At 61.4% G+C, this 13,271-nt stretch carries 15 protein-coding genes; 10 read left to right on the forward strand and 5 right to left on the reverse strand.

Translation table 11 applies throughout. The annotated features are described in order from the left end of the window. Window positions 1-257 precede the first annotated feature (257 nt). Both BMY73_RS07855 and BMY73_RS07860 read right to left on the reverse strand, forming a co-directional pair. Entirely contained in the window at window positions 258-575 is a 318-nt protein-coding gene (locus tag BMY73_RS07855) for an EscU/YscU/HrcU family type III secretion system export apparatus switch protein (RefSeq protein ID WP_062385946.1), read from the reverse strand. Continuing rightward, complete coding sequence (locus tag BMY73_RS07860) at window positions 575-2,203, reverse strand: flagellar hook-length control protein FliK (RefSeq protein WP_092406232.1); 1,629 nt, start codon at window positions 2,201-2,203, stop codon at window positions 575-577. Before BMY73_RS07860 ends, BMY73_RS07855 begins: the two co-directional genes overlap by 1 nt. Before the next feature lie 207 nt (window positions 2,204-2,410). On the opposite strand from BMY73_RS07860, the gene ccmA reads away from it, so the two are divergent. The 10 genes from ccmA (at window position 2,411) to BMY73_RS07910 (ending at window position 9,999) form a co-directional block, all read left to right on the forward strand. Then, complete coding sequence (gene ccmA, locus BMY73_RS07865) at window positions 2,411-3,046, forward strand: cytochrome c biogenesis heme-transporting ATPase CcmA (protein WP_062385942.1); 636 nt, start codon at window positions 2,411-2,413, stop codon at window positions 3,044-3,046. Beyond that, the gene (gene ccmB, locus BMY73_RS07870) at window positions 3,043-3,714 is read left to right on the forward strand and encodes a heme exporter protein CcmB (RefSeq protein WP_062385940.1); all 672 of its coding nucleotides are present in this window, start codon (window positions 3,043-3,045) and stop codon (window positions 3,712-3,714) included. The genes ccmA and ccmB overlap by 4 nt, the downstream gene beginning before the upstream one ends. A gap of 114 nt (window positions 3,715-3,828) precedes the next feature. After that, window positions 3,829-4,632, forward strand: a complete 804-nt coding sequence (locus BMY73_RS07875; protein ID WP_162770539.1) for a heme ABC transporter permease — start codon at window positions 3,829-3,831, stop codon at window positions 4,630-4,632. After that, window positions 4,629-4,805 (forward strand): heme exporter protein CcmD, encoded by a 177-nt coding sequence (gene ccmD / locus BMY73_RS07880; protein ID WP_062385937.1) that lies wholly within the window; start codon window positions 4,629-4,631, stop codon window positions 4,803-4,805. The genes BMY73_RS07875 and ccmD overlap by 4 nt, the downstream gene beginning before the upstream one ends. Next, complete coding sequence (gene ccmE / locus BMY73_RS07885) at window positions 4,802-5,281, forward strand: cytochrome c maturation protein CcmE (RefSeq protein WP_062385936.1); 480 nt, start codon at window positions 4,802-4,804, stop codon at window positions 5,279-5,281. Before ccmD ends, ccmE begins: the two co-directional genes overlap by 4 nt. A gap of 3 nt (window positions 5,282-5,284) precedes the next feature. Then, window positions 5,285-7,258, forward strand: coding sequence for a heme lyase CcmF/NrfE family subunit (locus BMY73_RS07890; RefSeq protein ID WP_062385934.1), 1,974 nt, complete (start codon window positions 5,285-5,287; stop codon window positions 7,256-7,258). Next, entirely contained in the window at window positions 7,255-7,791 is a 537-nt protein-coding gene (locus tag BMY73_RS07895) for a DsbE family thiol:disulfide interchange protein (protein ID WP_092406234.1), read from the forward strand. Before BMY73_RS07890 ends, BMY73_RS07895 begins: the two co-directional genes overlap by 4 nt. An 83-nt stretch (window positions 7,792-7,874) precedes the next feature. Beyond that, window positions 7,875-8,357 carry a cytochrome c-type biogenesis protein gene (locus BMY73_RS07900; RefSeq protein ID WP_092406236.1) on the forward strand — a complete coding sequence of 161 codons (483 nt, stop codon included), beginning with the start codon at window positions 7,875-7,877 and terminating at the stop codon, window positions 8,355-8,357. Next, on the forward strand, window positions 8,354-9,559 hold the full coding sequence (ccmI, locus tag BMY73_RS07905) for a c-type cytochrome biogenesis protein CcmI (protein ID WP_092406238.1): 1,206 nt from the start codon (window positions 8,354-8,356) through the stop codon (window positions 9,557-9,559). Before BMY73_RS07900 ends, ccmI begins: the two co-directional genes overlap by 4 nt. A gap of 26 nt (window positions 9,560-9,585) precedes the next feature. Further along, a complete protein-coding gene (locus BMY73_RS07910) occupies window positions 9,586-9,999 on the forward strand; it encodes a hypothetical protein (protein WP_092406240.1) in 414 nt (137 codons plus the stop codon). Window positions 10,000-10,349: 350 nt separating this feature from the next. Here the strand turns inward: BMY73_RS07910 and BMY73_RS07915 are convergent, their stop codons facing one another. From BMY73_RS07915 to BMY73_RS07925, 3 genes are all read right to left on the reverse strand, one after another. Beyond that, window positions 10,350-11,348 (reverse strand): sulfate ABC transporter substrate-binding protein, encoded by a 999-nt coding sequence (locus BMY73_RS07915; protein WP_092406242.1) that lies wholly within the window; start codon window positions 11,346-11,348, stop codon window positions 10,350-10,352. A gap of 110 nt (window positions 11,349-11,458) precedes the next feature. Continuing rightward, complete coding sequence (locus tag BMY73_RS07920; protein ID WP_092406244.1) at window positions 11,459-12,316, reverse strand: ion transporter; 858 nt, start codon at window positions 12,314-12,316, stop codon at window positions 11,459-11,461. A gap of 45 nt (window positions 12,317-12,361) precedes the next feature. Then, entirely contained in the window at window positions 12,362-13,246 is an 885-nt protein-coding gene (locus tag BMY73_RS07925) for an urea transporter (RefSeq protein WP_062385922.1), read from the reverse strand. Window positions 13,247-13,271 lie beyond the last annotated feature (25 nt).

The raw sequence follows: 13,271 nt of genomic DNA on the forward strand, positions 1-13,271 counted from the left end.
CCGTGGGCCCGCGCCGAACGGACATCCATGTCCTGACGGCGCTCTCGCGGCATCCCTGCCGCTCGGCCCACTGCGCATCGCCTGCGTTCAGCCTGCACCCAAGTCGCGCTCTGCGGCGCCTGACATTTCTCGCAACAAGATCAAAAGCGAACGCCTATCTAGGCTTCGCCCCGATCTCTTGTAGGAGCAGTCGGAGGTTACGACGGCCGCGAAAGCGGTGGGTCAGATACACCGGCTTCGCATAGGGATAGCACCCATCAGCGCGGGGTAATATCCCGCTCAACCGGCTCCGGATCTGGGTCAAACCCCACCGGGAACTTGCCTTTGAGGTGCCAGGCAAACGCGATGATTTCGGCGATGGTCAGGTACAGTTCTTTCGGAATGCTGTCGCCCAGTTCCAGGCGTGCGAGCATTTTGACCAGTTCGGCGTTTTCGTAGATCGGGACCTTGTATTCGCGGGCGATGGCCAGGATCGCTTCGGCCAAGGCGTCGTCGCCCTTGGCGGTGAGGGTAGGGGCTTGCTGGCCGTCGTAGCTCAGGGCAATTGCCTGACGCGGGTTCTGTTCGGTGTTCATCAGGCGTTCTCGTCGATCCAGCGTTGTTCCAGCACCGTGCGCGGTCCGTGGGTCGGTGTGCCACGGTTGCACTCCAGTTCTTTGACGTTCAGGCCGACCGCCACCAGGCGTGCGCGCAGGTTGTCCAGTTCGCCGGAGATCAACTCGGCGCTGCCCTCACGTTCCGCCCACAGCTGGCTGGACAGGTTGCCCGCGATGAGTTGCGCCTGCACCTGCAACGGGCCCAGGGGCTCAAGATCGAAGGCCAGCTCGACGCGCCAGAGTTTTTCTTTTTCCTTGATGTCCTGTGCCGCCGTTTCCGGGGCTTCTTCACGCTCGGGTGTGTCTTCGCGCTGAATCCTTACCTGCAACGGCACGATGTCGTGGGCGTTGCGCATGGGGATTTCCAGTTGCCAGGTCGTGACCTGAGTACCGTCGGCGTTGGTGCGGGTCTGTTCCAGCCCACCCAGTTGATGGCTCTGCAGGCGCGAAATAGCGCCGGCAGCCAGTTTGAGCAGGGTTTCCAGGTCGTCATTGCCGTCCGGGCTGCCTAGCGTGCGGGCCGGTAAGGGGAAGTTGATCGGCGCATTCGGCGCCGCGACCAGTCCCAGCGTTCCCAGGGCGTTGCGAATCACGCTGGGCATCGCTCGGGCGAGGGTATTGGCCGCGGCTGCGCCGTCATAACTGACGTTGCCCGGCAAACCCGGAAGGATCTGTGCGATGACCCGCAGTAGATTCGCTTTCAGGTCAGGTACCAGCGTCGGGTTTTCGCCCGCCAACAAGCGTGATTCCATGAACAGCCCGCTGGCGTTCAGCGCCTGAGCCACACCTTTGGCGGTGGTCAGTTGTTGCAGATCCGGCAGGTCTGCCAGCAACTGATCGATGCTGGCGCGCAACGAGGGTGACACGTTGTCCGGGTCGTTCATTGCGGGCAGCGGCAGGTTTTGCAGCGCGGTCAGCAAACTCTGCAGCGAGCCCTGACGGCTTTGTTGGGTCGACAGCTGCTGTGCCAGTGCCAGTTCGTCCAGTCTATTGGGCATGGCGATGAAGTTCAGCGCCTGACTGTTCTGTACCTGCGCGCTGAGCAAACTGCCCACGCGCAAGGGTTGCGGGCTATCAACGGTCAGGCTGCTGCCCGCCAGCGCGGTATTGAGCAGCAGGACGATGGAGCGGTAATTCGCGGCCAGTGTGCCGCCACCACTCGGAGGTTGCCCCGCCAGTTGCGCGACGTTCTGGGCCATGACTTGCGTCGTCAGGACCTTACCCTGCAACAGCGTGCCCGCAGGCAATTGGCGGGTATCGATGCTGGTCAGGCTGTTGGCGACTGCTTTCTGCAGGTCCTGCACGCTGATCGTCAGGGTATCGGCCGAACCCTGGGCAACGTTGACCTGGGTGCCGGGCGTCAGCGGCAGGGAGCTGCTGACGGGCAGGGTGGTTTGCTGGCCGTTGGTCATGGTCAGCTTGAGCAGCAACTGGAAATCCTGGCCAAGCTGCTTGAGGCTGACCACTTCGGCGTTGGCCAGTTGACCCGAATTCAGCAGGCCCGCGCGCGGCTCCATGAGCTTGAGCACTTCGCCTGGGGCGACGCCTGCGCGTAACAGGGCGGTGGCCGCCGCGACTGGAGAAAGATTGGGTATGTCGCCTGTCATCAGATCCCGACTCGGTAAAGGTGCGCTCTGGGTCGCCCGTCCTGGAAGCTATCGCCGTTTCAGCCTGCACACGGCAACAGCGCCTATCTATGTATAATCCTGCGCCGACGTCATCGGCGGGCTACCGTTAAGCTGCACCAGTATAACGGCCGTCACAACGTTGACTTGAACCGCCGTGCACACCTGCTATCCGAAAAGAAGGTCCCCATGTCGATCCCTGTTCTTGAAGCCGTGTCGCTGGCCTGCGAGCGTGACTGGCGTCTGCTGTTCGAGAAGCTCGACCTGCGGCTGGCGGCGGGCGATATGGTGCAGATCAGCGGGCCGAACGGCAGCGGCAAGACCAGTTTGTTGCGCCTGTTGAGCGGCTTGATGCAGCCCACGGCCGGCGATGTGTTGCTCGACGGCAAGCCTCTGTCGCAGCATCGCAGCGAACTTGCCCACCACCTGTTGTGGATCGGCCATGCGGCCGGGATCAAGGAGCTGTTAACGCCGGTGGAAAACCTGACCTGGCTCTGCGCCTTGCACCATAGCGTCGAGTCCGACGCGCTCTGGCAAGCCCTCGACTCGGTGGGACTGCGCGGTTTCGAAGATGTGCCGTGTCATACGTTGTCCGCCGGACAGAAGCGCCGTGTTGCGCTGGCCCGTCTTTATTTGCCGGGCCCGGCACTGTGGATGCTCGATGAGCCGTTCACCGCGCTGGACAAACAAGGCGTGGCACAACTGGAGGCGCATCTGGCCGATCACTGCGAAAACGGCGGTGCCGTGGTGCTGACCACTCACCACACGCTAAGCCGTACACCGGCCGGTTATCGAGATCTGGACCTGGGGCAGTGGGCCGTATGAGTCATGTGTTTACCCTGCTGATCGCCCGCGAAGCCCGTCTGCTGTTTCGCCGTCCTGCCGAATTGCTCAACCCGCTGGTGTTCTTCGCGATCGTCATCGCCCTGTTTCCCCTGGCCGTGGGGCCTGAAGCGCAATTGTTGCAGACCCTGTCACCGGGGCTGGTCTGGGTGGCCGCTTTGTTGTCGGTGCTGTTATCGCTGGACGGGCTGTTTCGCAGCGACTTTGAAGATGGTTCACTTGAACAGTGGGTGCTTTCGTCGCACCCTCTGTCTCTGCTGGTGCTGGCCAAGGTTTTGGCGCACTGGATGTTCTCCGGTCTGGCACTCGTGCTGTTGGCGCCGTTGCTGGCACTGATGCTCGGGCTGCCGATCGCGTGCCTGCCGGTGTTGCTGTTATCGCTGTTGCTGGGCACGCCGGTTCTGAGCCTGTTGGGGGCGGTGGGTGCCGCGTTGACGGTCGGGCTCAAACGCGGGGGCTTGCTGCTGGCATTGTTGATTCTGCCGCTGTACATCCCGGTGCTGATTCTGGGCAGCGGCGCGTTGCAGGCGGCCCTTCAGGGCATGCCCGCGACCGGCTATCTGCTTTGGCTTGGCAGCCTGACTGCACTGGCGATAACCCTGACACCTTTTGCAATTGCTGCTGGCCTGAAAATCAGCGTTGGCGAATAATCGGTTCTTGACCGACTGGACAGATTTTTATCTTCAGAACCCGGACGCTTCAATCAATAGAAGCGCCAGAACAGAACCAGACCATGAAAAGCACCGTGATGAAAAGGCAGCGTGATGAACACAAGCGCCAAGGCTAAAGGCGGTATCAGTTGGGCCTGGTTCCATAAACTGGGCTCGCCGAAATGGTTCTATGGCATCAGCGGTCGTCTGCTGCCCTGGCTGAGCATCGCCGCCGCGTTGCTGATCGGCATCGGCGTGGTCTGGGGCCTGGCGTTCGCACCGCCGGATTACCAGCAGGGCAACAGCTTTCGCATCATCTATATCCACGTTCCCTCCGCGATGCTCGCGCAATCCTGCTACGTGATGCTGGCCGTGTGCGGTGTGGTCGGTCTGGTCTGGAAAATGAAGATGGCCGACGTCGCACTGCAATGCGCCGCGCCCATCGGCGCCTGGATGACGGCCATGGCGCTGGTCACCGGCGCCATCTGGGGCAAACCGACCTGGGGCTCGTGGTGGGTCTGGGATGCACGACTGACGTCGATGCTGATTCTGCTTTTTCTGTACTTCGGTCTTATTGCGCTGGGCAACGCCGTCAGTAATCGTGACAGCGCCGCCAAGGCTTGCGCGGTGCTGGCGATTGTGGGCGTGATCAATATTCCGATCATCAAGTACTCCGTGGAGTGGTGGAACACGCTGCATCAGGGCGCAACCTTCAGCCTCACCGAAAAACCGGCGATGCCGGCTGAAATGTGGCTACCGCTGCTGTTTACCGCGCTGGGGTTTTATTGCTTCTTTGGCGCCGTGCTGCTGGTGCGGATGCGTCTGGAAGTGCTCAAGCGCGAGTCCCGTGCCACCTGGGTCAAGGAAGAAGTGTTGAAGCGCCTCGGGCAAGCGCCGCGCAAGGGGGCCGCGCAATGAGTTTTGAATCGTTCGGCGATTTTCTCGCCATGGGCAAGCACGCGCTGTTCGTCTGGACCGCCTATGGCATCTGCTTCACCGTACTGGCGATCAACGTCGCGTCACCGCTGTTGGCGCGTCGGCGTTACCTGCAACAAGAGGCGCGCCGTCTGCGCCGGGAGAGCAACACGTGAATCCGCTGAGAAAAAAGCGACTGTTGATCATCGTGGCGATTCTCGCCGGGGTCGGCATTGCCGTGACGCTGGCGCTCAGCGCTCTGAAAGAAAACATCAACCTGTTCTACACCCCGACCCAGATTGCCAGTGGCGAAGCACCCCGCGACACACGTATTCGCGCCGGGGGCATGGTCGAAAAGGGCTCGCTGCAGCGTTCCGCCGATTCACTGGACGTGAGCTTCGTCGTGACCGATTTCAACAAGTCGGTGACCATTACCTACCGTGGCATCCTCCCGGACCTGTTCCGCGAAGGGCAGGGCATCGTTGCCTTGGGCAAGCTGAACGCCGATGGCGTGGTCGTTGCCGATGAGGTGTTGGCCAAACACGATGAGAAATACATGCCGCCTGAGGTCACCAAAGCCTTGAAGGACAGCGGCCAGTCAGCGCCCGGCGCATCGGCCCAGCCAGGCGCTCTCCCGGAAAAACAGGGGTAAATCATGATTCCCGAACTCGGCCACCTGGCCATGATCCTGGCGCTGTGCTTTGCCGTCGTGCAGGCCGTCGTTCCCTTGTTCGGCGCCTGGCGCGGTGATCGTCTGTGGATGGGCCTCGCCCAGCCGGCGGCCTGGGGACAGTTCGCGTTTCTGCTGTTTTCGTTCGGCTGCCTCACTTATTCGTTCATGGTCGACGACTTTTCGGTGACCTACATCGCCGAGAACTCCAACAGCGCCTTGCCGTGGTACTACAAGTTCAGTGCTGTCTGGGGCGCACACGAAGGCTCGTTGTTACTCTGGGCGTTGATCCTCGGCGGCTGGACCTTCGCCGTGTCGGTGTTTTCGCGTCAATTGCCTCAAGTCATGCTGGCGCGCGTGCTGGCGGTCATGGGCATGATCAGCGTCGGCTTCCTGCTGTTCCTGATCCTCACCTCCAACCCGTTCAGCCGTCTTCTGCCACAGATTCCGCAGGACGGTCGCGACCTTAATCCGTTGCTGCAGGACATCGGCCTGATTGTTCATCCACCGATGCTGTACATGGGGTATGTCGGCTTCTCGGTCGCCTTTGCCTTTGCTATCGCAGCCTTGCTCGGTGGACGTCTCGATGCGGCGTGGGCACGCTGGTCGCGTCCCTGGACCATCGTCGCCTGGGCGTTCCTCGGCGTCGGCATCACGCTGGGCTCGTGGTGGGCGTATTACGAACTGGGCTGGGGCGGCTGGTGGTTCTGGGACCCGGTGGAAAATGCCTCGTTCATGCCGTGGCTGGTCGGCACTGCACTGATCCACTCGCTGGCCGTGACGGAGAAACGCGGCGTGTTCAAAAGCTGGACGGTGCTGCTGGCCATCGCCGCCTTTTCGTTGAGCCTGCTGGGGACATTCCTTGTGCGTTCCGGCGTGCTGACCTCGGTTCACGCCTTTGCGTCGGACCCTGCGCGCGGCGTGTTCATCCTGATCTTCCTGTTGATGGTCGTCGGCGGTTCGTTGACGTTGTTCGCCATCCGTGCGCCGGTGGTGAAAAGTCACGTCGGTTTCGGCCTCTGGTCGCGGGAAACCTTACTGCTGGGCAACAACCTGGTGCTGGTGGTCGCGGCGTCGATGATCCTGCTGGGCACCCTCTATCCGTTGATACTGGATGCCTTGAGCGGGGCGAAGATGTCCGTCGGCCCGCCGTACTTCAATGCGTTGTTCGTGCCGCTGATGGGGTTGCTCATGGCGGTGATGGCCGTGGGCGTGCTGGTGCGCTGGAAAGACACCCCGATCAAGTGGCTGCTGAGCATGCTCGCGCCAGTGCTGATCGGCAGTGCGGTATTGGCGGTGATCGCCGGTTTCGCCATGGCCGATTTCCACTGGGCGGTGCTTGCGACCTGTCTGCTGGCGGCGTGGGTGCTGCTGGCCGGGGTGCGCGATCTGCTCGACAAAACCCGTCACAAAGGTTTGCTCAAGGGCATGCGCTCCCTGACCCGCAGTTATTGGGGCATGCAATTGGCACACATCGGCATCGCGGTCGTTGCGCTGGGCGTGGTGTTGTCCAGCCAGAACAGCGCCGAACGCGACCTGCGTCTGGCCCCCGGCGAGTCGGTCGAACTGGGCGGCTACATGTTCGTCTTCGATGGCGCAAAACACGTTCAAGGCCCCAACTTTACCTCTGACAAAGGCACTATCCGTGTGCTGGAAAACGGCAAGGAAGTCACTGTGCTTCACCCGGAAAAACGCCTGTACACCGTTCAGCGTTCAATGATGACCGAGGCCGGCATCGACGCCGGTTTCACCCGCGATCTGTACGTCGCGCTGGGCGAACCGCTGGACAACGGCGCATGGGCGGTGCGCGTTCACGTCAAACCTTTCGTGCGCTGGATCTGGTTCGGTGGCTTGATCACCGCGCTGGGGGGATTGCTGGCGGCGCTGGACAAGCGGTATCGGGTCAAGGTCAGAGCGAAAGTGCGTGATGCACTCGGGTTGTCGGGAGCGGCGGTATGAAGCGTTGGGTGTTGTTGATTCCGCTGGTGCTGTTTCTGGGCATGGCGGTGATTCTCTACAGAGGCCTTTACCTTGACCCTTCGGAGCTGCCTTCTGCACTGATCGACAAGCCATTTCCGGCGTTTTCCCTGCCGGCCGTGCAGGATGGCAAGCCGCTGACGCGGGATAACCTGCTGGGCAAACCGGCGCTGGTCAACGTCTGGGGCACATGGTGCATTGCCTGTCGCGTCGAACACCCGGTGCTGACCAAACTGGCCCGGCAAGGTGTGGTGATCTACGGCGTCAACTACAAGGACGTCAACGCCGATGCCTTGAAGTGGCTGAAGGAGTTTCACGACCCGTATCAACTGAACATCAACGATGAAGCCGGCAGCCTGGGTCTGAACCTGGGGGTGTACGGCGCGCCGGAAACCTTCCTGATCGACCGCAAGGGCATCATTCGCTACAAACATGTCGGCGTGATCGATGAGACCGTCTGGCGCGAGAAGCTTGCCGGTCTGTATCAGGGGCTGGTCGACGAGGACAAGCAATGAGGCCTCTGGAAGATGCAGTGACTGGCCCGGCCCCTTCGCGAGCAAGCTCGCTCCCACAGATTGGGCAGCGGGCACAGGGTTGGATGGCACACGTCGGGCGGCGCTTGTTTGCGGTGGGTGTGCTGGTGCTGGCGAGTGCGAGCATTGCCCACGCGGCCATCGACGCCTACACCTTCAAAGATGAAGCCGAGCGTGCCCGTTACACCGAGTTGACCCGCGAACTGCGTTGTCCGAAATGCCAGAACCAGGACATCGCCGACTCCAACGCGCCGATTGCCGCTGACCTGCGTAAAGAAATCTATCGCATGCTCGGCGAAGGCCAGAGCAACCAGCAGATCATCGACTTCATGGTCGACCGCTACGGCGAATTCGTGCGCTACAAACCTGAGCTGAACGCGCACACCTGGCTGCTGTGGTTCGGTCCTGCCGGCCTGTTGCTGGGTGGTGTGCTGCTGATTGGCGTGATCGTGGTGCGTCGTCGCGGCCAGCGCAGTGAAGACGCCGATGTGCTTTCCGACGAGGAGCGTCAGCGCCTCGCCCACCTGTTGGATAAAAAACACGAATGATCGATTTCTGGCTAGCGGCCGGCCTGCTGTTGCTGGTGGCCCTGAGTTTTCTGCTGATTCCCTTGTTGCGCGGTCGTCGCGCCCAAAGCGAAGAGGATCGCACCGCCCTTAACGTTGCCTTGTATCAGGAACGTCTGGCCGAGCTGCAAGCGCAGCAGGCTGAAGGTGTCTTGTCGTCGGCGCAACTGGACAGCGGTCGCGCTGAAGCTGCCCGTGAGTTGCTGGCCGACACCGAAGGCACAGGGCCCGAGCGGGTCTCGCGTTTGGGCAAGCCGCTGCCGTTGCTGGTCGCGGTGCTGGTGCCCGTGCTGGGGCTTGGGCTGTACCTGCACTTCGGTGCGAGCGACAAGGTCGAGCTGTCACGTGAGTTCGCGCAGCCGCCGGGCTCGCTGGCACAGATGACCGATCGTCTCGAACGTGCGGTCAAGGCCCAGCCGGATTCCGCCGAGAGCATTTACTTCCTTGCCCGCACGTACATGGCACAAGACCGCCCGGCCGACGCGGCGAGCATGTTCGAGCGTGCGGTCGGACTGGCGGGGCGGCAGCCCGAGTTGCTCGGGCAGTGGGCGCAGGCGCTGTACTTCGCTGACAACAAAACCTGGACCCCGCAGATTCAGGCGCTGTCCGACGAGGCGTTGACGCTTGATCCCAAGGAAGTCACCAGCCTGGGCCTGAAGGGCATCAATGCGTTCGAAGGGCAACGGTATCAGGAGGCGGTGGATTACTGGAAGCGCCTGCTGGCCGTGCTGCCGCCCAACGATCCGTCGCGTTCGGCGCTGGAAGGCGGCATTGCGCGCGCCAGTGACAAGCTGGTGCAAAGTGGTGGCACCGTGCAGGACACGCAACCGGCTGCCACCCAAGGTGCCCGCCTCAAGGTTCGCGTCACGCTGTCCGATGCGCTTAAAGGCAAGGTACAGCCCGGCGACACGGTATTTATCTTCGCCCGCGCCGTGTCCGGTCCGCCTGCGCCGTTGGCGGTCAAACGCGTGACGGTCGCCGATCTGCCGGTGGACGTTGAGCTGACGGACGCCGACGCGATGATGCCGCAGCTGAAACTGTCGAACTTCCCGGAAGTCCAACTCGTTGCCCGGGTATCCCGTGCAGGCCAGCCCACCGCCGGTGAGTGGATCGGTCGCAGTCAACCGTTGCCCAGCAACGTGACTGCCCGACAGGCCTTGACCATCGACAGCCCCGATCAGTAGCCCTGATCCGTAGAGAGCCTTCGCTTATGTATCGCGTTGCACGATTTGCCTTGTTGAGTGTGGTGGTGGCGCTGAGCGCCGCCTGTGCAGTCCAGCGCCCTGGCCCACAGAGTTCAGAGCCGATTCCGACCATCCCGGGGCCATCACCGACGCCTCAGCCGGGAACGCCGCGCACGACGCCACAGACGCCACCGTCAACGCCTGTTCCTTCGGGTCCGAAAACCTCCGCTCACTTCGCACCACCGCCAGGCGGCAACAGTCACTGGGACGCGCGACTGGGTGTACATGTGCTGGATAACGTGCCGAACACCTTCTACCGCCAGCGCACCTATTACCGCTGGAACAATGGCTGGACATGGTCCACTTCCCCAAGCGGTCCGTGGCAGGAAACCGATGCCAGCGGCGTGCCGCCGGGCCTGAGCAAGCAGTTCGGGAATTAAAGAGCGCCTGCCTCATGGCAGACGCATCTTGAGAGGCTGGAGATGGGAAATGTCGGAAGTTACGACCGCAGCGAACGCGTGGGTCAGCGAAATCAGTGGGACTGACATACCGCATTCGCGGCCGTCGTAACCTCCGACTGCTCCTACAGGTTATTTGTCGTTTCTGGTTTCGGTGCAACTTGATCGTTCCCACGCTCCGCGTGGTCACGCATTGATTGACGCTTTGCGTCAAAGAAAGACGGACGCAGGCCGGCCAGAGCGGTGTTACCACGCGGAGCGTGGGAACAATCAACAAAGCAAACAAAAACGGCGACCTATCGAGGTCGCCGTTTTTTGCGTCTGACTCAGGCTTACTTGGCCGGGTAAATTTCGTCGAACACGCCGCCATCGTTGAAGTGGGTCTTCTGGACGGTGCGCCAGTCACCGAAGGTTTTCTCGACGTTGAGGAAGTCGACCTTCGGGAAGCGGTCGGTGTATTTCGCCAGGACTGCCGGGTCACGTGGACGCAGGTAGTTGTTGGCGGCGATCTCCTGACCCTCGGGGGACCACAGGTACTTCAGGTAGTCTTCGGCCAGGGCGCGTGTGCCTTTCTTGTCGACCACCTTGTCCACCAGGCTCACGGGCGGCTCGGCCTCGGCGGAGACGCTTGGGTACACCACCTCGAACTGATCGCGACCGAATTCGCGGGCGATCATTTCCGCCTCGTTCTCGAAGGTCACCAGTACGTCGCCGATGTGGTTGGTCATGAAGGTGGTGGTGGCGCCACGGCCGCCGGTGTCCAGCACGGGCACATGGCTGAACAACTGGCCGACGAATTTCTTCGCGGCCGCTTCATCTCCGCCGTTTTTCAGGGTGTAACCCCAGGCCGAGAGGTAGGTGTAGCGGCCGTTGCCTGAGGTTTTCGGGTTCGGCACGACTACTTCGACGCCATCCTTGATCAGGTCCGGCCAGTCTTTCAGGGCTTTCGGGTTGCCTTTGCGGACGATGAACACGGTGGCTGAGGTGAACGGCGCGCTGTTGTTGGGCAGGCGAGTGACCCAGTTGTCCGGTATCAGGTTGCCATTGTCCGCCAGGGCGTTGATGTCGGTGGCCATGTTCATGGTAATGACGTCGGCAGGCAGGCCATCGATGACCGAGCGCGCCTGCTTGCTCGAGCCGCCGAAGGACATCTTCAGCGTCACGTCTTCCTTGTGTTCGGCTTGCCAGTGCTTCTGGAAGGCGGCGTTATAGTCCTTGTAGAAGTCGCGCATCACGTCATAGGAGACGTTGAGCAATTCGGGCGCGGCGTGGGCGGCACTGCCAAACGCCAGTCCGGCGGCCAGCAGGGAGGCGGAAAAGAGTTTGTTCACTGCGAATTCCTTTGTCGTGTCAGAAAACTGTTCTTATATAAAAAACGATGGCGAATGGCCGCGACTATAACGAAAACCGCCAGTCCACCTTAGATTAAAAACGTCTGTGCTTATGCCTTGTCCATCGGTTCCTTGGCCGAGATGGCATCCACTTTCGGAAACAGCGCGTTCCCACAACGCGAGCAAAACGCAGCAGCAGGTTCATGGCTGTGTTTCTTGCACACCGGACAATCGTGCTCGATCTGATCGCCGCGCATGGCATTGGCCAGCTCAGCGGTGAAAATGCCGGTGGGCACGGCGATGATCGAATAACCGGTGATCATCACCAGCGAGGACAATATTTGCCCGACCGGCGTTTTGGGCACGATGTCGCCAAAGCCGACGGTGGTGAGCGTGACGATCGCCCAGTAGATGCCTTTTGGAATGCTGGTGAAGCCATGCTCCGGGCCCTCGATGACGTACATCAAAGTGCCAAAGACGGTGACCAGCGTCGACACGGTGACCAGGAAGACGATGATCTTCTGTTTGCTGCCGCGCAGCGCCGCCAGCAGGTAGTTGGCCTGCTTCAGATAAGGGCTGAGCTTGAGCACGCGGAAGATTCGCAGCATCCGCACCACACGCACGATCAGCAGGTACTGCGCGTCGCTGTAGTAGATCGCGAGGATGCCGGGCACGATGGCGAGCAGATCGATCAGGCCGTAGAAGCTGAAGGCGTACTTGAGTGGCTTGGGTGAGCAATACAGGCGAAGGATGTACTCGACCAGAAACACGAAGGTGAAGCCCCACTCGATGTACGCCAGCAGGTCGGCGTAATTGCGGTGCACGGCTTCGATGCTGTCGAGCATGACGATCAACAGACTGCTGAGGATGATCAGCAGCAGGATTTTGTCGAAGCGTCGACCGGCCTTGGTGTCCGTTTGAAAAACGATGATGCGTAGCTGTTCGCGCCAGCCGGTGTTGCTGTCCATGGGGCATTTCCGAGTGCAAGGTCGGGAGAGCCTGTGACAAACCGCTCAGGAGCGCAACCGCAGATCGTTGGCTGATTGCTTCAACAGCCTGCCCCCGGCCTGAACCAGCCAGCACGCCAGGATGAACGGCGCGGTCAGCGTCGCCAGGCCCAGACCCGAGAAACCCGGCTGAAGGAGAATTGCCAGCAGGATCGCAAGGCCGGGCAGCCAGGGTTTATACCGCGCATGACTGAACGCCAGCGCCGCCAACGCCGGGTTGTAACCGGACAGCCCGAGCAGCGCGAGATTGCTTTCCTGTTGCCACATCGCGAACGCGACACCGCTGATGCAGCCCACCGCCGCCCACAGCGCGGCGGTGCGATTGGCGATGAGCAAACCGATCCCGATCAGCACGCCAGCGAGTGGGTGATCCAGCAGAAATACCTGACCCAGACCGGCGGGTAACGCCTGAATCAGTGTGGCGTCGGCGGACGTCGGGCCCGGCAGCGGCGCGGCGAACATCAACAGCAACCAACTGAACAGCACGAAGGGGGCCGTGTACGCCTTGAGGCAGGAAGCACGTGGTGTGCATTGAAGCCAGGCGTGCATCAGCATCGCGCTGAGCCCGCCACAGGCAATGATCAGCAACGGCGACAATGGAGACCATTCAAATCGGTAACCGATCAGCAGGCCCAGCAGCACACCGTTGTAGCTGTAGACGCCGGACTGGCGCTCGGGCTTGGCGTAGCCACGACGTTGTGCCGTCAGCAGACCGGCCACCGCGCCGAGCAATGCGCCGCCGAGGGAGGAGGGTGCGCTGATCAGAATCGCCAGCAGGCAAAACAGGCCGCACACCGGGTTGCGTTGGAGCAGCACCTGACTGAAGCCGTTAAGCAGGGCTTCGGCCCAGTCGGGGCAATGGGAGGAAGGAGCAGCTTTTAGGATTTCCATGCATGTATTCAATATTTGTTTTTAT

Source organism: Pseudomonas sp. NFACC02 (assembly GCF_900110765.1).
GTDB lineage: Bacteria > Pseudomonadota > Gammaproteobacteria > Pseudomonadales > Pseudomonadaceae > Aquipseudomonas.